Annotated in this window: 17 protein-coding genes and 1 pseudogene; 1 reads left to right on the forward strand and 17 read right to left on the reverse strand. The window is 40.7% G+C overall.

Translation table 11 applies throughout. The features are described 5' to 3' along the window. From SMSK597_RS12875 to SMSK597_RS08475, 17 genes and pseudogenes are all read right to left on the reverse strand, one after another. Window positions 1-147: pseudogene (locus SMSK597_RS12875) on the reverse strand (lipopolysaccharide biosynthesis protein); the annotation flags it as partial. A gap of 521 nt (window positions 148-668) precedes the next feature. After that, a complete protein-coding gene (gene tarQ / locus SMSK597_RS0102585) occupies window positions 669-1,703 on the reverse strand; it encodes a teichoic acid biosynthesis protein TarQ (protein ID WP_000461509.1) in 1,035 nt (344 codons plus the stop codon). Beyond that, window positions 1,696-3,165 carry an O-antigen polysaccharide polymerase Wzy family protein gene (locus SMSK597_RS08415; RefSeq protein WP_000565090.1) on the reverse strand — a complete coding sequence of 490 codons (1,470 nt, stop codon included), beginning with the start codon at window positions 3,163-3,165 and terminating at the stop codon, window positions 1,696-1,698. The genes tarQ and SMSK597_RS08415 overlap by 8 nt, the downstream gene beginning before the upstream one ends. A gap of 15 nt (window positions 3,166-3,180) precedes the next feature. Then, complete coding sequence (locus SMSK597_RS08420; protein ID WP_000446972.1) at window positions 3,181-4,167, reverse strand: glycosyltransferase family 2 protein; 987 nt, start codon at window positions 4,165-4,167, stop codon at window positions 3,181-3,183. Window position 4,168: 1 nt separating this feature from the next. Continuing rightward, window positions 4,169-5,272, reverse strand: a complete 1,104-nt coding sequence (locus SMSK597_RS08425) for a glycosyltransferase (protein ID WP_000225888.1) — start codon at window positions 5,270-5,272, stop codon at window positions 4,169-4,171. After that, the gene (locus SMSK597_RS08430) at window positions 5,262-6,107 is read right to left on the reverse strand and encodes a LicD family protein (RefSeq protein ID WP_001061996.1); all 846 of its coding nucleotides are present in this window, start codon (window positions 6,105-6,107) and stop codon (window positions 5,262-5,264) included. Before SMSK597_RS08430 ends, SMSK597_RS08425 begins: the two co-directional genes overlap by 11 nt. A gap of 278 nt (window positions 6,108-6,385) precedes the next feature. Continuing rightward, on the reverse strand, window positions 6,386-7,660 hold the full coding sequence (psr, locus tag SMSK597_RS08435) for a polyisoprenyl-teichoic acid--peptidoglycan teichoic acid transferase Psr (RefSeq protein ID WP_000032334.1): 1,275 nt from the start codon (window positions 7,658-7,660) through the stop codon (window positions 6,386-6,388). Beyond that, window positions 7,657-8,505 (reverse strand): prephenate dehydratase, encoded by an 849-nt coding sequence (gene pheA, locus SMSK597_RS08440; RefSeq protein ID WP_000686444.1) that lies wholly within the window; start codon window positions 8,503-8,505, stop codon window positions 7,657-7,659. The genes psr and pheA overlap by 4 nt, the downstream gene beginning before the upstream one ends. Next, window positions 8,502-8,978 (reverse strand): shikimate kinase, encoded by a 477-nt coding sequence (locus tag SMSK597_RS0102590; protein ID WP_001151387.1) that lies wholly within the window; start codon window positions 8,976-8,978, stop codon window positions 8,502-8,504. The genes pheA and SMSK597_RS0102590 overlap by 4 nt, the downstream gene beginning before the upstream one ends. Next, complete coding sequence (gene aroA, locus SMSK597_RS08445; protein ID WP_000769888.1) at window positions 8,971-10,254, reverse strand: 3-phosphoshikimate 1-carboxyvinyltransferase; 1,284 nt, start codon at window positions 10,252-10,254, stop codon at window positions 8,971-8,973. The genes SMSK597_RS0102590 and aroA overlap by 8 nt, the downstream gene beginning before the upstream one ends. A gap of 91 nt (window positions 10,255-10,345) precedes the next feature. After that, entirely contained in the window at window positions 10,346-10,684 is a 339-nt protein-coding gene (locus tag SMSK597_RS08450) for a YlbF/YmcA family competence regulator (RefSeq protein ID WP_000065986.1), read from the reverse strand. A gap of 10 nt (window positions 10,685-10,694) precedes the next feature. Further along, on the reverse strand, window positions 10,695-11,798 hold the full coding sequence (locus SMSK597_RS08455) for a prephenate dehydrogenase (protein WP_001140853.1): 1,104 nt from the start codon (window positions 11,796-11,798) through the stop codon (window positions 10,695-10,697). A 9-nt stretch (window positions 11,799-11,807) separates the two neighbouring features. Then, window positions 11,808-12,974 carry a chorismate synthase gene (gene aroC, locus SMSK597_RS08460; protein ID WP_001269849.1) on the reverse strand — a complete coding sequence of 389 codons (1,167 nt, stop codon included), beginning with the start codon at window positions 12,972-12,974 and terminating at the stop codon, window positions 11,808-11,810. Between the two features lie 9 nt (window positions 12,975-12,983). Beyond that, window positions 12,984-14,051 (reverse strand): 3-dehydroquinate synthase, encoded by a 1,068-nt coding sequence (gene aroB, locus SMSK597_RS08465; RefSeq protein WP_000702140.1) that lies wholly within the window; start codon window positions 14,049-14,051, stop codon window positions 12,984-12,986. 18 nt (window positions 14,052-14,069) lie between these two features. Further along, entirely contained in the window at window positions 14,070-14,924 is an 855-nt protein-coding gene (locus tag SMSK597_RS08470) for a shikimate dehydrogenase (RefSeq protein ID WP_000762506.1), read from the reverse strand. After that, window positions 14,914-15,591, reverse strand: a complete 678-nt coding sequence (aroD, locus tag SMSK597_RS0102595; protein WP_000767748.1) for a type I 3-dehydroquinate dehydratase — start codon at window positions 15,589-15,591, stop codon at window positions 14,914-14,916. The genes SMSK597_RS08470 and aroD overlap by 11 nt, the downstream gene beginning before the upstream one ends. Next, a complete protein-coding gene (locus SMSK597_RS08475) occupies window positions 15,588-16,751 on the reverse strand; it encodes a class I SAM-dependent rRNA methyltransferase (protein WP_001079972.1) in 1,164 nt (387 codons plus the stop codon). Before SMSK597_RS08475 ends, aroD begins: the two co-directional genes overlap by 4 nt. Window positions 16,752-16,900: 149 nt before the next feature. Here SMSK597_RS08475 and SMSK597_RS08480 point away from each other — a divergent pair, with 149 nt between their 5' ends. Beyond that, on the forward strand, window positions 16,901-19,018 hold the full coding sequence (locus SMSK597_RS08480; protein WP_029745448.1) for an LTA synthase family protein: 2,118 nt from the start codon (window positions 16,901-16,903) through the stop codon (window positions 19,016-19,018). Window positions 19,019-19,067 lie beyond the last annotated feature (49 nt).

Genomic DNA, 19,067 nt, shown 5'->3' on the forward strand with positions numbered 1-19,067 from the left:
GGACAAAATAGTGTCAACTGAGTTGAAGTAACCATAGTCAGTTCGGTCTAAGACACGCGCGACATAGGTTCCAGTTAGGATGGGAAAAATAATATTTAAGACACGAATTCCCATATAAGATAGAGCATTTAATTTTATACTTTTCATTCAATTTACCTCGTTTTTCATTATATCATAAAGTTAGTTAAAATAACTCTTTTGTTTTCAACAACTAGTCTTTAATTATTTTAAAAAATTTTTAGGAACTCAAATCCTCAAAAATTTAAGATTAAAAACTAATTTTTTGAGGATTTCAAATAAAATTTATTGAACTTTAACCAAGGACAAATATATCGTTAAAAAAGCAAAAAACTCCAATTGGGATTGAAAATACAAAAATTATTAAGTCTTAATTATTTAGTTACAGTACGATAATTATAATAAGATTGAAAGTTTATGATTTATATCTTTCATAGAAGTCTTTTCAATTAACTTTTAAGTAATCTTTGAATTGAGAATCTAACGGATTTGTTGATATTCTTTACTAGAGGACTCTCCGTGACTACCATCTTCTAACAAGACAACAAAATAGACTCCATAATATCTATAGGGAGGGTACCCACTACAAATATTATGGAGCCTCAAAATCGACTCTTCGCCAACTTTAAAGACACGATGTATCAGGAGGCTTATAATTTAAAGGTTGCTACACCGAGGATAGAGCGGTTTAAGTTTCTGAGAATTTGAAGACTTTGCTCAAATTTCTTATAACGAGTCACTCCGTATTCTTCAACAAGAAGGACTGTATCTCTTTCTAAAAGAGATGGTACATCTTGTAAATCGACAAAATGCATTCCTTTTAAAGACTCTTGATTTTGTTTCAATTTATCTAGGATAGCTTTGTTTGAGCTAACGATAGTCAATTCCTGTCCAGCATTTTTGTATGACAAAACATCTGCTAGGTTGGCAATTGTTGTGATCTCTGTTACAAAATCAATTTGATATTGAGAAAAATCACCTGCTCTATTGATTGTTGGATTAAAGAGATAAACCAATACATTTCCCATCACAACCAAAATCACACAGACTACTCCAATAACAGCTAAACGGAGAATCAAGTTTTTCACATTTAAGCCAAGCGCTGTCTCACCGTTTGCATTCAATTCTTTAGAGTTGATGGTTTCCAATTTTTCAATTTTCACATTTGCATAAGTGTGTTTAAATTTCTCAATCAATCCATCAAATTTTCGCTCTAACAAGTCATTGACATCCTTACTTGGTGTCAAAATTTTCACACCAACCCCTGCATCGTCAATCATATAGTAGACGGTCAATTTTTTCCACCAATAGTCATTCGTTGAATTTTTCAAGGTTGTTTCTGTCGTGTCTAATTCACTGGCAATTTTTTTCAACTCACTGGGTTCTACATCATTGAAAAGATAAGCTCCATTCAAATTACCATCAATCAATTTCCCATAAAAATCACTATAACCACCAATTTGATGATTCAAAATCGTTTTGGCTGAATCTTCTGGAGGAGTAATTTTATAGCTAAGATAAGTTGAATAACTTGTTGTGTCTTTGACAGTATTTTTATTCTTAACTGCTTTAATGGTAAATGGTACAGCAATAAGAGCAAATAAAGCGATGAGAGCTAAAATATTTACTTTTCGTTTTTTGTAAAGATTTGCAAACAAATCAGCTACTGAATAATGTTCAAACATGATTTTTTTCTCCTTTGTTTAGTAGATACTGGTTTTCTTTTGTAAGCATTTTTGCTACAAATATAATCACAAGAACAATTCCCCAGAATTGCATTGTAAATAAATTGAAGAAACTTTCTGAAAAGCTACTTCTTGGCATAAAGAATAGATTATTCAAGATGAGTAGGGACAAGGCAAATAAGATTGTTCTTGAGCGATAGGCTACTTGCAGCATGGCTATGAATAACATACCTAGCAAGAGACTAAGTAGAAAGACTCCTATCATACCATAGTCAGTATACAACTCCATAATATAGCTACTTCCGATACCATGTCCTTTCAAGTATTCCTTATTCAGAACAAGATAGGATAGATTGTGGGCATAACTATTACTATCAATAGCCAATTCCACACTATTAGTTGTATGCTCAAAGGCTTTTCCTCCGAAAATTGCCCCCAAACTCCCCCTTGCAAAATAATCAAGAACAGGACCAAAAGTAAAATTACGGAAATCTCGGTAAGGGAGGCTACTGTTAAATAGAAAACCTCGAGCCAAGACACCAAAACTAGTCCCTTGTTTATAGATAAAGTCAAGCAGGATATCCCAGAAACCTGTATGGGAAACTTGGACATTATCCCGTACATAATTGAGCACTCCCATCGCTAACATGAGAATAGGAGATCCTACAAAAATCGCTAACTTTTCTTTAAATCCAATCCATTTTCCTTTTTCAGTTTGCTCCCGCATAAAGTAATAAACAAAAGCAAATAAAATACTTAAAATAAAAGGATTTCGCGTCCCGATTGCCAAATGAATGGTATTAGCTGCAATGAAGGATACTAACACTGCTGTTGCCTGCCATTTTTTTGGCTTGGTTGCCAGATACATACACATTGCATAGACCGTAAAGGTAGACAAGATGTAGGTAATATAAGGTAGTTTACTTTCAAAATTTGCATAGTAGGCATAGTAGGAAGTCTGCAAGCGATACAGGAGTCGTTCAAATAACCGAATGAAATAGAAAGGATAGGTTAGCAGAAAAACTCCTAGCGATACAAAGCGTAACCGCTTGATATAAACCTCTTTTAGAGAATTTCCTATATTTGCTACTTTTATTTTCTTCCTAGCTATGAAGTAACGAGCCAGGACGCCTCCTGTGGTCAAGCCCAGAATCGAAACCATGACGACTATAAAGGCAAAACGATAGGCTATCGGATGATAGGTATCCAGAGCGCCATCCCTAAAATAATCAATGGTCGGTCTTGATACCAGAAAGACAAAAATAGTTAAATAGAAAATAAAATGGATTAAGTAATACTTGATATCATTCCAGCAGGCAATTAAGCTACTAACCAGTAAGAACAATAAAGTAGAAAGCAAGCTAACATTGTTATTATTAAACAGATACACAATTCCACTTACTAGCGTCAAAGCATAACTGACTATGGTCAAACTAAATAATAATCGTTTTCCATCAATCACTTGCTCACCCCCGTTCTAATGTAATTTTTTAGATTTTTCAATATTTTTTAGTAATAAGAATCGGTATAAGGAAATATTTATGAATAGAGCCAAGGCACTAATTCTTCTCCCCTTACGGAAAATTGGATTCCTAGAAATAGCAAAGGCATGGCCTTTTAAAAAACGATGAATCTGAGAATAGGCTTCAAATTGTTTATACTGATCATCTAGTAACATCTTATCTAGAATAAAGAAATGGGCATAGGCCAATCTGAAAAAAGCAACCTCTTTCAAATCCGGATAGTTTTTCACAACTTCATTGTAAAACTTTTGGTAGATATCAATATAGGCTAAATCCTTCTCTGCATAGGGTTTAGTCGTAATACTATCCCCTCTATGGAAATAGTAATAATAGGGTTTGGTATTAACAACGTACTTCTTAGCCAACTTGATTAAGTCAAAATGATAATAAGCATCTTCATAAATCAATCCCTTTGGAAAGGATAGGGCTGTTGCAATCTCTCTCTTGATTAGCTTATTGCAAATCGTTCCAGGTATTTTTTCACCTATGAGGTATTCCTTTAGAAATGTTTGAGAATCACAGACAAAATACTCATCCTGATTGGCTGACTGTGGACTTTCATCATTAGCATAGACATTCATGACACCACAGCTCGAAACATCCGCATCTTCTTGAATTAATTGTTCATATAAGCTCTGAATCATTTCTGGATGGATATAATCATCTGAGTCAATGAAAATCAGATAGTCTCCGTGAGCCTGCTTCATTCCATCGTTTCGTGCTTGCGACAAACCTTCATTCTTTTTATGAAGCACTGATACCCTATCATCTTGTTCAGCGATTGAATCACACAAGCGACCACTTTCATCCGTTGCTCCATCATCAACAAGAATAATTTCCAGATTTTGATAGGTCTGCTTCTGAATGGAAGCTATCGATTTTTCTAGGTACTGCGCCACATTATAGACTGGCACAATGACACTAATTAATGCAGTTTCCATGCTACTCCTCTAATAGTTTTTCTACTTGTTCGATTTGTTTGGCAATTGTGAATTGTTGAATGAATTGGCTAGCCTCATTGACATCGAAGTTTGAGGCAGAGGTCATGTAGTTCGTAATTGCCTGAGCTGCCTCTTGATTGCTCTCAATGATTTGTCCAAATCTTCCTTCTTGTGATAGTTCCTCAGCCCCTCCGACATCCGTAGAGACAAAAGGAAGTCCCAGACTCAAAGCTTCCACATATACTCCAGGAAAACCTTCTTGTTTAGACATAGACAAGAGAACTTTCATCTGAGACAAATACTGGTATGGATTTTTTTGATAACCAAGGAAATGTACATAGTCCTCAAGCCCATACTCGTTGACTCTTTTTTTCAGTTCCTCTTCCATGTCACCAGTCCCTATGAAGTAAAGATGATAGTTTTTTCCCTCTTGGTGCAATAAGCGTATCACTTCCACCACACGGTCAGAGCCCTTATTTTCCTCAATCCGTCCGATAGTACAGATACTTTGAGGCGCAATCTCGATATCGATCTTCTCTTGAGATTTTTCTAGAATACTCTGAAAATCATATCCATTGTAGACCGTCTGTAATTTCGCAGCATAATCTGGATAGACTTCCTTGATAGAATGACTGGTCTTTTTTGAAATTCCTACAATGGTATCCGCAGCATCCAACTGGCGTCTATGTGATTCTCTTTTGGCGCTATCCTTAAGAAATTCTTCGATACTTCCATGAATCCAAGAGATTTTCTTGACTTCTTTTCTTTTAGAGAACAAAAGCGGAGGATTCATAATGGTAAAAGAAACTTCAACATCATAGTCATCTTTCACCAGTAAGCGACGTGTCAATCTTGGAAAATAAATTCTCATTCTCCACAAAAGAGCTCGTAACCATCTAGCTTGGCGATAATCTTGAAAGGATTTTAAAATGCGTACATGCTTGGGAACAGATTCGTATCCCTTGTCAAAGTGCTCCATTTCAAGAATATCAATATCATACTTTTCTGGATCTAGATTTGAAACAATTGTCGACAGAATCTTCTCTGCGCCACCTCCAAGAGAAAAAGACCACATAAAAAATAAGATTTTTTTCTTAGCCACCATATTCTCCCTTGTATTCTGTATAAGACTTATCCATATCAGCGATGACAGCATCATGATGTGGTAGCTGCTTGTCTGCTGGTGGAGGTGTCATATAATCCCCAAAAGCAGTGCTGAGATAGGCATCGTAGCCAACTGGAATAGGCATCTCTGTCCTTTCAAATGGTAAGAAAAGATTGTCTTCAAAAGATGCGATTGGGTACTTGTTTCTCATGTAGCCAGGACCTGAGCATAATTCTGTGATGCCATCGCTCTCAGCCAAACCATACTTGGTCATTTCTTTTTCAGCTTTTTTCCAAATGCGATAACGAAGAGATTTTGGAGTTACACCCAGTAAAATACGACTCCCCCATTTCATAAGAGCACCATGCTTTTCTGGAATAGTTTGCGCACAAAAAAGAGAATAAATCAAGGCCCAACGAACCTGTTTTTTCCGCTCAGCTGGATTTTTAGGATAATAATCCAAAGGCAAGACATCCAAGGCCAGACCATGTGGCAATTCTAAATCCTGCTGGTAAGGTTTGATACAGGTAGTTTCCTTGTCACGAATGGTAATAAAAAGATTGCGGTCGACAAAATCCTTGTTACTCTTTGACAAGAAATAACGTTCATCTGCATAACGAGGCCATAATTCTGCTAATTTCTCATAATCTTTACGAGGCATAAAAAAGTCTAGGTCATCATCCCAAGGAATAAAACCCTTGTTTCGAAGGGCACCAATAGCACCTCCTCCACAGAGATAACAGAGTAAATCATGTTCCTTGCAAAAGGCAACAAAATATTCAGCCATCTCCAGACTACGAGCCTGAATTGCTTTTAAATCAGTCATATTATTCATTATTCTTTCTATCGTATCATTTCATTATACCACAAATAGGGGGTGAAAATCTATTGAAGACTGTAAAAAATCAAAGCCTGACTGCTATTCAAATAGCTATCAAACTTTGATTTTTCTGTCTTATACCCTTCGAAAATCTCTTCAAACCACGTCAGCTTCACCTTGCCGTAGGTATAGGTAACTGACTTCGTCAGTCTTATCTACAACCTCAAAACTGTGTTTTTAGCAGCCTGCGGCTAGCTTCCTAGTTTGCTTCTTGATTTTCATTGAGTATTATCTTATCTCAAGCCCATTTGAGCGAGCTTGGTTTGATATTTGTTTTGATCAACCAGCAAGCCCAAGCCTCCATAAACATCATAGGCATCTACCCAGTCACCAAGTTCTGGAATCGTCAGCTTTTCAATACCATTTTTTGCTCCATCCAAAACAGATAAACCGTTTGTTAGGAGGAAAGTATAGGGTGCATTGGTTGAGGTCATAGCAAAAACCTTTCCAAGAGCTTCAGAACCAGTGAAAAGTTTAGTGGGATCTTTAATTTGCTCTAAAATTGCTGTTAAAACTTGCTGCTGTCTTTTGGTACGGCCGTAATCCGCTTCATCATCATCGCGGAAACGAGCATAATTGAGCAAGGTCGAGCCATTCATCTGCTGTTTTCCGACTTTAATAGTCTGGGTTGGAGACTCAGTCTCAGTAGCGTGTAAATCATCTCCGACTGTAGCTTCTGTTAATGGACGCCCATTCAATGTTGAAAATTGAGCATCAATTGTCACCCCATCAGGGAAAAGTGTGTCAATCGCTGTTGCAAAGGCCTGAAAATCGACCAAGGCATAGTACTTAATGTCCAAGTCAAAATTATCTTTCAAGACTTGGCGAACCATTTCTGCCCCTTTTTGCCCCTCTTGTTCTCCTAACTCATAGGCTACGTTTAACTTGTTATCCGTCTGTTTTCTACCGTTAATCACTTGACTATAACCATCTATATAGACCAAATTATCACGCATGAAACTGACTAGCTTGATTTTCTTGTCCGAACCTCCGACATTTAAGACCATAATAGAGTCAGTCCGCGTCTCAGCACTATTTTGACCAATTCGACCGTCCGTCCCCATGATCAAAATATTAACCCCGTCTCTAGTGTCCTGACCATTAAAGACTTGAACCTGTGCTGCCTTAGCATCAGCAGTTTTCTTTGCACTAGCATCTTGGTAACCACGCAAAAACATGAATACCATGGCTAAAGCCACACAGACCAAAAGAGAGAAAATCACCATAAAAATGCGTTTAAGACGGAGCTTCCGTCTTTTCTTTTTGGGAGGAGCAAAGAGTGCTTGTGATTTGGATTGTGAGCGACTCCGGTTCGCATAGCTTGGTAAGTCAACCTGCTCTTCTCTTTCTTGTTCCAGACTGGAACTACTATTTACCCTAGAAAGAGTTAGCTTTTCTTGCAAATAAGCAAACTCTTTTTTTTCTCGCTCATTGAGGTAATGAATATTCTTAAAGAGATAGTCATAACGCAACTGCTCGTGGTGACTTAAGGGATTTTCTTTACTCATCTTCTCTCCTTTCCATGGTCTGATATTGGATAAATAGGATAGGCACCCAGAACTTTATACTGGATTCCAATCGCTTCTAATTCTTTTTGGGCAAAGTGGACCAGGTCCTTATCAGCGTAGTCCACATCTATAATGAAAAAGTATTCACCCAGTGCTGTCTTGAGTGGACGACTTTCAATTTTTGTTAGGTCAATTCCTCGCCAAGCGAAGGTAGAGAGAGCCTTGTAGAGTGCACCTGGAAGGTTGTCAGGTAAGGTCAAGGCCAAACTCATTTTTTCAGTTTGTGCTTGCAAGGGAATACTAGGCTTTTCAGCTCCCAGAACCCAGAAACGTGTGAAATTGGCTTCCATTTCCTGAATATCCTCAGCAATCAGTTCCAAGCCATATTCTTCTGCAGAACTTCTAGGAGCAATGGCTGCATAAGGCTGGTCTGGATGTTCGGAAATAAAGCGGGCCGCATAAGCTGTACTAGCTGTTACCTCGATTTGAGCCTCTGGATACTGTTCATCGATGAATTTCTTTCCTTGAGCCAAGGCCTGTGGATGTGAAAAAATCTTTTCAATCTTAGTGTGACCTGGAACCACCATCAACTGCTGATGAATAGGCTGAACAATTTCTGCCACTGCTTGGATGCGAGCCTGATGAAAAAGGTAGTCCAAGGTTTCATGAACACTACCCTCGATAGAGTTTTCAACTGGCACCACAGAATAGTCCACCAAGCCTTGCTCATAGGCCTTGATGACATCTGTAATATTGGCAAAGGCCTGCAATTCCTCCTGAGGAAAAGCTGTCTGCACAACGTGGTGTGAAAATGATCCCTTGGGACCTAGATAAGCAATTTTCATCTCAGTTCCTCTATAATTTCCTCTGGGCTTAGCTTGGTCACATCCAAAACTCGACTAGCCACTTCCTCATACCAAGCCTGTCTTTCTTGGAAAATAGCTGCAAGTTCTTCCTTGCTATTATTTAGAAAAAGCGGACGCTGATTTTCCTTATCAGCTGCGATACGGTGGTAGAGGGTTTCAAAATCAGCTTTCAGATAGATGTTATCAGAATTGGTCTTGAGTAAGTCACGATTTCGCTGAGAAATAACCACTCCTCCACCAGTTGACACAACTTGGTCTCTTTGTAGTAAATCAGCTAGGACTTCAGACTCTATCTGACGAAAGGATTCTTCTCCCTTTTCCGAGAAAAATTCCGCAATGGACATACTTAAGCGTTTCTCAATCAGGGCATCCATATCAAGATAATTAGGGTCCAATCCTCTTGCAATAGTCGATTTCCCAGCACCCATAAAGCCTAGTAACACCTTAGCCATGAATCAAGTTCTCCAAATCATCAAAGAAGCTAGGATAGCTGGTATTGATGGCTTCTGCACGGTCAAGCTCCACCTCTCCATCTGCAACCAAGAGGGCCGCGATGGCTGTCATCATGCCGATACGGTGGTCACCAAACGTATTGACTCTAGCACCGTGAAGGGCTGATTTCCCTTTGATAATCATTCCATCTGCTGTAGGAGTAATATCTGCTCCCATACTATTTAGGGCATCTGCCACCACCTGAATACGGTCTGTTTCCTTAACCTTAAGTTCCTCAGCATCCTTGATAACTGTTACACCTTGGGCCTGGGTCGCCAGAAGAGCAATAATGGGCAATTCATCAATCAAGCGTGGAATCAAGGCACCACCAATCTCTGTTCCTTTCAAGTCAGAAGATTCAACAGTTAAGGTAGCAGATTTAGCGACTGGGTCAATTTCAGTCATTTCCAATTTTCCACCCATGGCGCGAATGACATCAATAATACCAGTACGCGTTTCGTTGATCCCCACATTCTGCAGCACTAGACAAGAATTTGGAACAATCAAACCTGCGACCAACCAAAAGGCTGCACTGGAAATATCTCCTGGAACAACCACCTTTTGTCCTGTCAATTTTTGTGGCCCTTGGACTGTGATTTTCTTACCGTCCACAATTAAATGACCACCAAATTGTTGCAGCATATCTTCAGTATGATTACGGGTGCACTCTTTTTCAATAATAACTGACTCCCCCTGAGCCTGCAAGGCCGCAAACATCAAGGCTGACTTGACTTGGGCAGAGGCAATTGACAACTCATATTGAATAGGTCTTAGGTTTTTCGTTCCTTTTAAATGAAGGGGAGGCAAGTCTCGCTCAGTTTGCCCTGAAATGTTAACACCCATTTTTTTCAATGGAATCGTCACACGGTCCATAGGACGTTTGGAAAGACTATCATCTCCAAACATTTCTACTTCGAAGTCTGCACCTGCAAGGACACCTGAAATCAGGCGAATCGATGTACCAGAATTTCCCATATCAAGGGCATTTTGTGGAGCTTTTAAGCCATCCATACCTACACCTTGAATGGTAATAACCCCATCTTTATCCTCAATCTCAACACCAAGGTCACGAAAGACTTGCATGGTCGAAAGGACATCTTCGCCACGTAATATATCATAAACCTTGGTCTCACCCTCAGCCAAACTTCCAAAGATAATGGAACGATGGCTAATAGACTTATCACCTGGAACTCGGATACTGCCATGTAAGTGGCGAATGTTTGTTTTTAGTTTCATACTGGACCTCATACTTGCAATACTTTTACCTATTTTATCATAAAAAGCCAGAAATTCCTTAAAAATTCCTGACTTTAGGGTAGTTATTTTCTTATTTTAGCAATTCTGAAACTGGTTCGAAAACAATTTTTTCAATGTCAGAAAGGTAAATTGCCAATTGTTGTTGCTTGGTAAAGAATTCTGACAAGAGGTTGTTCCCTTGAATCTGCTTACCAAAGCCTTCCATCTTCGCTTGGAAGGAAGCATCTGGCATTTGCCCTGTCTGTGCTAGTCTTTGAATTTCTTCTTGGAAGGCAAGATATTCTGTAAAGATTTTACTTGCCTCAGCATCTGCTGAAATCGCATCTTTAGCTGTTTTAACAGCCCTGTATTCTGGTAATTCGCGTAGACCGCGACTGAGTTCGTTTGCACTATCGTAAATATTTGACATGATTTTCTCCTTATTTGATGACGACTGTGTAGTCGGTATTTTCTGTTATGAGGTGCTCGGCTCTTTCCAAGTCTTGAGCATTTTTAAATGAAATTTGTAGGATTCCGTGAATATCTTCACGGTTTTCCTCGTTGATGTGAATATTGACCAAGGAAGTTCCTCGTAGCAATTCCAAAATCCTCAGGATGACATCTTCTTCATCAGGAACGTCAACATAGAGGTCGTAAGAACTATCCACACCACCACGCTTATGGATTTCCATGGCCTGACGTTGCTCACGCGCTTGGTTGAAAAAGTTCCAGATCTGCTCTTCATCTCCCTTGCTGATAGCCTGCCCAATCGCTTCCAAACGTTCCTTAAAATCCTCAATTCTCTCTAGAATTGTCTCACGATTGGACAAGAGAATGGAGGTCCACATTCCCGGCTCGCTTTCCGCAATCCGAGTCATATCTCGAAAACCACCTGCCGCAAAGCGCCTTGCCATCTCATGTTCTTGAGCATAAACCGCGGTCTGTTCCATGAGACTAGAAGCCAGAATATGAGGAAAATGGCTAATCTGAGAAGTGACACGATCATGCTCCTTGGCATCAATCTCGATAAAACGAGCATGAAGACCTGAAAGCAGGTCCTTCATTTCCTCAAGCGTGTCCTGACTTGTCAGACTCGAAGGTGTAAAGATATAATAGGCATTTTCAAAAAGATTGACATCCGCAGAAGCAGCCCCTGTCTTGTGGCTACCAGCCATGGGATGGGCCCCGACAAAGCGAACAGGCTTGCCAGCCAAATAGTTCTCCGCTGCATCTACAATAGCTAACTTGGTTGAGCCAGCATCTGAAATAATGACGCCTTCTTTCAAGTCCAAGTCGGCCAATTCCTTAATGAAAGCAATGGTTTGCTTGATTGGCAAGCTGAGAATGATGATATCTGCCAAAGGAGCAAAACTGGCAAAATCATCCGTTGCACGGTCAATCATGCCTTCTTTCAAGGCAATATCTCTCGAAGCTTGACTGCGATTATAGCCTAAAATTTCATAATCTGGATGATCGCGTTTGATACCAAGTGCCATCGAGGCACCGATCAAACCAAGACCTGCGATATAGACTGTTTTTGCCATAGAAACTCCTTAATAGTTCTTTGTATAGTCTCGGTGTTTGGCTACCGCTTCTTTTAATTCCTCTAGATTGTCTGATGAGAATTTTTCAAGGATTTCTTGTGCCAGAACCGTTGCCACAACGGCTTCCATAACTACACCTGCTGCTGGAAGAGCAGTTGGATCACTTCTCTCAACGGTTGCCTTGTAAGGTTCATGGGTTTCGATATCCACACTCATAAGAGGCTTATAAAGAGTAGGAATGGGTTTCATGACGCCACGAACAACAATAAGTTGCCCATTGGTCATACCACCTTCAAAGCCGCCCAGATTGTTAGTACGACGAGTATAGCCGTCTTCTTTAGACCAGAGAATTTCATCCATAACTTGGCTACCTTTACGGTAACCAGCTTCAAAGCCGAGACCAAATTCCACCCCTTTAAAAGCATTGATAGAAACAACGGCTTGGGCCAATCTTGCATCCAATTTTCTGTCCCATTGGACATAGGAACCAAGACCAACTGGAACACCTCCAACGACTGTCTCCACAACCCCACCGATGGTATCTCCATCACGCTTGATTTGGTCAATATAATCCTTGATTTCTTGTTCCCTTTCTTGGTTGACAATAGAAACTTCAGACTGGGCGGCTCTTTCCTTAATCTCAGCAACTGTGAGATTCTCAGGAACATCGATTTCCTTGCCACCAAAGACAACGACATGGTTGGCAATCTCCATATCCAACTCAGCCAATAGGCGTTTGGCTACTGCCCCAACTGCCACCCGCATGGTGGTTTCACGAGCTGATGAACGTTCTAAAGAATTTCTCAAATCATCAAAACGGTACTTGATGCCCCCAACTAAATCGGCATGACCTGGACGAGGATGGGTGATTTTTCGTTTGCTTTTAAGGCGGTCTTCAATGTCTTCTGCAGACATGATATCTAGCCATTTCTGATAGTCCTTATTGACGACATCCATGGTAATAGGAGCCCCAGTAGTCTTCCCATGGCGAACGCCCGAAGTAAAGATAACTTGGTCGCTCTCAATCTTCATACGGCCACCACGACCGTAACCACCCTGACGGCGTTTAAGGTCCTCATTGATATCCTCTGCTGTCAAAGGTAGTCCAGCTGGAATTCCTTCAATGATAGCCGTCAGACGGGGACCGTGTGATTCTCCTGCAGTTAAATATCTCATACGTTCTCCTTATTTTACCAAATAGTCTTTCATCTCTTCCAAAGAAACTGGGTGGATGGTTGCAGAACCAAGCTCTGGTACCAAGACCAATTTCAAGGTATTGCCACGCGCTTTCTTATCATGGGTCAAAGCCTGATAAAGCTTGTCAACATCCCAGTTTTCATAGTCAACAGGTAGTCCAAATTTCTGACACATAGCTGTAATAGACTGGGTTATCCCTTCTGGCATAAGGCCTTTTCCCTCAGCTACCTTGGAAATCTGTACCATTCCCATAGCTACAGCCTCTCCATGCATGACCTTGCCATAACCGGCAGTCGCTTCGATGGCATGGCCAATAGTGTGGCCAAAATTGAGGTAAAGGCGAACACCATTGTCCAACTCATCCTCAACTACCATCTTGCGCTTAACCTGACAAGAATGTTCAATCAAGGTCTCTGCATGTTCCAAAATGCTCTCAACAGAACCATTCAACTTCGTCAAGAGAGCCCACAGTTCTGGATCCTCAATCAAGCCATACTTGATAACTTCACCCATTCCTTCAATCAACTCTCTTTTTCCGAGGGTTTCAAGAACAAGTGGGTCAATCAGAACCCCATCTGGTTGGGCAAAGGTACCCACCATATTCTTAGCAAATGGAGTGTTAACACCTGTCTTCCCGCCGATAGAAGAATCCACCTGGGCTGTCAAACTAGTCGGAATCTGAACAAAGTGAATGCCCCGCATATAGGTAGAGGCAACAAAACCAGCTAGGTCTCCAACGACACCGCCACCAAGAGCCACAATTCCATCGCTACGAGTCAACCCCTGCTTAACTAGGAATTCATAGACTTTCTGGACAGTGGTTAAATTCTTTCTTTCTTCCCCTTCTAAAAAGTCAAATACCGCCACCTGAAAACCAGCATCTTCTAGGCTGAGCTTGACCTTCTCTGCATAAAGAGAAGCTACATGGTTGTCTGTTACAATGACCACTTTTTGCGGTTGCCAGAGTTCTCGCAACCATTGACCAGCTTGAGCCAGACAACCTTTTTCAATCTGAATATCATAAGGATGATGAGGAATATCGATTCTGATTTTCATAGGAGAATCTCCCTTTCTTTATTGGTATTTTTCTGTTAAAGACTTCCAAATATCTTCTGTTGGCATTTCCTTGCCTGTCCACAGTTGAAAAGCTTCTGCAGCTTGATAGAGCAACATTCCCAGACCATTGACTGCTGAATTTCCCTGACTTCTGGCCCATTTTAAAAATGGTGTTTCAAAGGGTTGGTAAATGATATCTGCTACTAAAAGAGTTTCTGATAGGACAATGCTTTCAGGAACTGGAGATGATTGACCATCCATCCCTACACTTGTCGCATTGACAAGTAAATCAGACTCAGCAATCCTTTCTTGCAGTTCAGAAACATCTTCTAAAGCATACAAGTCCACTTTAAAGCCTGTTTGTTCCTGTAACTTGTCTAGATAAGGTCTTGTTTTTTCCATGGAAACTGAACGAACAAAGACTGAAATCTGACTGACGCCGTCCAAAATAGCTTGTGCCAAAATGGACTTGGCCGCACCACCTGCACCCAGCAGGGTCATCTTCTTACCTGTAATTGTAAAAGAAGGCAAGCTCTTAAAAAATCCCTTGCCATCTGTATTATATCCAATTAAATTGCCATTCTCATTGACAACCGTATTAACTGCACCGATTAAGCGCGCCTCATCGCTCAATTCATCCAAATAAGGAATCACCTGCTCCTTATAAGGCATGGACAGGTTGATTCCAAACATCTGGTAGCGACGAATATTAGCCACTGTTTCTGCTAAGTCGCTCGCTTCAATCTCCCAAGCCACATAAGCACCGTTGGTAGCTGTCGCCTCAAAGGCGCTGTTGTGTATAAAGGGGGAAATAGAGTGCTTAATAGGATTGGCAACAACGGCAGCTAAACGTGTATAGCCATCAAGCTTCATCCAAAATCTCCCGAATTTTTTTCATGTTAGCTAGAGAAATCTGATCTGGGGCACTAGCTTCATCTAGACTAGCAAAGGACCAGCTAGAACCAGTCACATCTGCAGTGATACGAGAGACCTTACCCACCTTGCCCATAGAAATGGTCACATATTCCTGCTCAGGATTGAGGGTTTTAAAGCCTCGTGTATAGTTCATCAAGTCTAAGACATCCTGCTCCGTGTGAGCCATCACCGCAACCTTGACCAGTTTTGGATTTAGGCTCGTCAACTCTGACAAGATTTCCATCATGTTTTCAGGTGTTTCTTGGAAATTGTGGTAACTCAAAACGAGATTTGGGAAGTCCAGCATTTCCTCAAAAACATCCTTATAGCTATAGTACTCAAAATCAATATAGTCTGGTTGATAGAGTTGCGCCACTTCCTTGATTAGATGGATATATTCTTCTGGAGAAAGTTCGATTTGTCCCCCTTCAGAGCGAGTTCGCAGCGTGAAAACCAACTCACGGCCTGCGAATTTTTCAAAAATAGCTGGAGCCACCTGCAAAATCGCTTCCTTAGGCAGATAGTCGGCACGCCATTCAATGATGTCGGCATCCAGATACCTCATGGCATCCAGAGCCTGAGCCTCCTCTAAACTTCTTGGCATTACTGAAACGATTAATTTCATTTACTAACCTTCATACTAATCACCTTTAGGTAATTACTACTTTCATCTTTTTTATTATAGGCAAAATCTGCTGGAAGACCGTATTTGTCTAAAACATGGTAACTTCTTCCTGCAAAGCCTTTATCAATTTGTTCTGTAAATTTCTGGCGGGAAACATTGGCAGCATTGATACTGGCAATGATAATCCCTCCCGGATTTAAAATCTCAAGACTCTGGGAAATCAACCTGTGATAGTCCTTAGCCACAGAGAAGGTCTGTTTTTTGTTCCGAGCAAAGCTAGGCGGATCTAGGACAATCACATCGTAAGTCAAGCCTTTTCGCTTAGCATACTTGAAATACTCAAAAACATCCATGACTATAAAACGATGGTTGTCTGTGCTGATTCCATTAGCCTGAAAATGCGCTTGAGACAATTCTCGTGAACGTTTGGCTAGGTCAACCGAAGTTGTCTGCCTTGCTCCCCCCATAGCTGCAGCTACTGAGAAGGCTGCTGTATAAGAAAACATATTGAGCAAGGATTTGCCCATAGCCAATCCATCCACTAAACTACCGCGAACCTCATGCTGGTCTAGGAAAATCCCTGTCATCAAGCCATCATTCATAAAGACTTGATACAAGACACCATTTTCCAAAACAGTGAAAAAGTCAGGTGCTTCTTGACCATAAACATGGGCAGATTCATAGTCCAAACCCTTGAAGCGGATCTTCTCATAGGTCCCTAAAACCTCAGGGAAAACCTGTCTAAAGGCTTCTGAGATAACCTTGCGAATCTGATAAACATAAGAGTTATACCAAGAAAAGACGGCGTAGTCGCCATAAAGGTCCACTGTCAGACCGCCAAAGCCATCCCCCTCTTGGTTGAAAAGACGAAAGGCAGTTGTCAAATCATCTTGATAGTAGGATTTTCTCTTTTCTTTAGCTTGTCTAAACAGCATTTCAAAGAAAGGTTGATTGAAGGTCACCTTGTCTGTGCTAACAAACCAGCCCAAGCCCTTGTTTTGCTGAGAAAGGTAGGCAGTCCCAAGAAAGGTTCCTTCCTGACTCTGCACTTCTACTTCCTGATCCTTGAGATTGACATTCTCAAGATCACTGGCTTCTAGTAAAACCAGACCTTTGGCGAGCTTTTTTTCAAACCTTTTGCTGACTCTTATTCTATTCATAACTACTATTATATCAAACTTTTAGCCAATTCTCAAAAAAGAAACTACCCTTGCTTTTTTACTCTTCTTTTAAAAAATGGTATACTAATACTAATAAAAAATTAGGAAGTAAATGTGTGAAAAGCAATTTTAACAAAATCCAAAAAGCCATGGGTACCAGACTGGGTTTTGTCCTAACCCTTTTAATCCTATATTGGCTCAAAACCTTATTAGCCTATGCCGTTGACTTTAATTTAGATATTCAAGTGGGCAAGTTGCAGGGAAATTACCTTGCCTTTATCGCCTTTTTCAATCCCCTTCCTTTGGGACTCCTCCTGCTAGCTTCAGCCCTCTATGCTCGGTCAACCAAGATCTTTTATGGCCTGAGTATAGCTATTTATAGCCTTTTATTCATTTGGCTCTATTCCAATGTCTTTTACTATCGAGAATTTAGTGACTTTATCACGGTCAATACCATGAAAGTGGTCAGCAAGGTGTCTGTTGGTACTGCGGAACTAGAGTTACTGCGCTTTTGGGATTTCATCTATTTTATGGATTTCCCACTGTTGGCTTATCTTCTCTATAAAAAGCTCATCCAGCTGGACAGGAGACCTTTCAAATTCCGCTCCAGTGTTGCAATCACTGCTCTCTCAGCCCTGCTCTTTTCAGCTAACCTTTTTTTGGCTGAAATTGAGCGTCCCGATCTCCTGTCGCGAGGATTTTCCAATTATTATGTTGTCCGCGCCCTTAGTTTGCCAGCCTTTTTAGGCTATAGTGCCAACCAATCCTATAGCGCTAATAAAGAACGTGCCAAGGCCTCTGAGACTGATCTTCAACCTATTACAGATTATATTCAAGAACATTCTGCTAAGCCTAATCCAGACTATTTCGGCTTAGCCAAAGGGAAAAATGTGATTTATCTCCACTTGGAGAGTTTTCAGCAGTTCCTACTGGACTATAAACTCAACCTAGATGGAACTGATCATGAAGTCACTCCCTTCCTAAATTCACTCTACCATTCGCAATCAACCCTAGCCTTTTCTAATATCTTTAACCAAGTCAAGGCTGGTAAAACCTCAGATGCAGAAACCATGCTGGAGACTGGTTTGTTTGGACTTGACCAAGGTTCCTTTATGGTCAACTATGGAGGTACCAATACCCAGCAAGCTGCGCCTTTTATCCTATCAAAAAATGGCTACCAATCCAGTGCTGTCTTTCACGGCAATATTGGGACCTTCTGGAACCGAAATACGACCTACAAACAATGGGGCTACCAATACTTCTTTGATGCATCCTACTTCACCAAGCAAGACAGTAGCAATTCTTTCCAATATGGTTTAAATGATAAAATCATGATGAAAGATTCTATTCAGTATCTGGAGCATTTACAGCAACCTTTTTATGCTAAGTATATCACAGTGTCCAATCACTATCCCTATGCTAGCAATCTGACAGGCGATGAGCTTGGTTTCCCACTGGCTAAGACCAAAGATGAAACAATCAACGGCTACTTCCAAACAGCCAACTATCTGGATAGTGCCATCAAGGCTTTCTTTGACTATCTCAAAGAAAGTGGCCTCTATGAAAAATCCATCATCGTCATTTACGGAGACCATTATGGGATTTCCAACTCCCGCAATCCTGAGCTGGCACCCTTGATTGGCAAGACTTCTGAGAACTGGTCGAATTACGACAATGCCATGTTGCAACGAGTGCCTTTTATGGTGGTCATGCCTGGTTATGAAAAGGGGCAAATCATCAATACCTACGGTGGACAAATCGATATCTTACCGACTCTCGAACACCTCCTTGGTATTGAGTCCAATTCCTTCCTTCAAGTCGGCCAAGACCTTCTGTCTCCAGATCATCAAGAAATCGTTGCCTTTCGGACTGCCAATTCCTTCGTCACACCCAAATATACCAGCTACGACGGACGAACCTACTATACTGAGAGCGGTCTTGAAATCAGCAATCTTGATGAACAAACTCAGACCGAACTGGAAAGCGTTCGGCAGGCATCTAGTCAACAGCTGAAAATCAGCGACCAGATTCAAACTGGCGATTTGATCCGTTTCTACCAAGCAGATCATCTTGGAAAAGTTGATACAGAAAGTATTTCTTACCTCAATTCTTTACCAATTCTGCAAAAGATTGAGCAGGAAAAAGGAAGTCAGTCAACTAGTCTCTTTAGCCAACGACAAGGTAAGACCAGTGCTGACCTTTTCAAGGCACCAAGTTACCAAGAACTTCACCCAGAGTCGGTCGAAACCGAATCAAAATCACAATAAAAAATGCTCTTCCATCGTGGAGGAGCATTTCTTTTATCAAATAAAATGG

It is taken from the genome of Streptococcus mitis SK597 (assembly GCF_000148545.1).
Classification (GTDB): domain Bacteria; phylum Bacillota; class Bacilli; order Lactobacillales; family Streptococcaceae; genus Streptococcus; species Streptococcus mitis_C.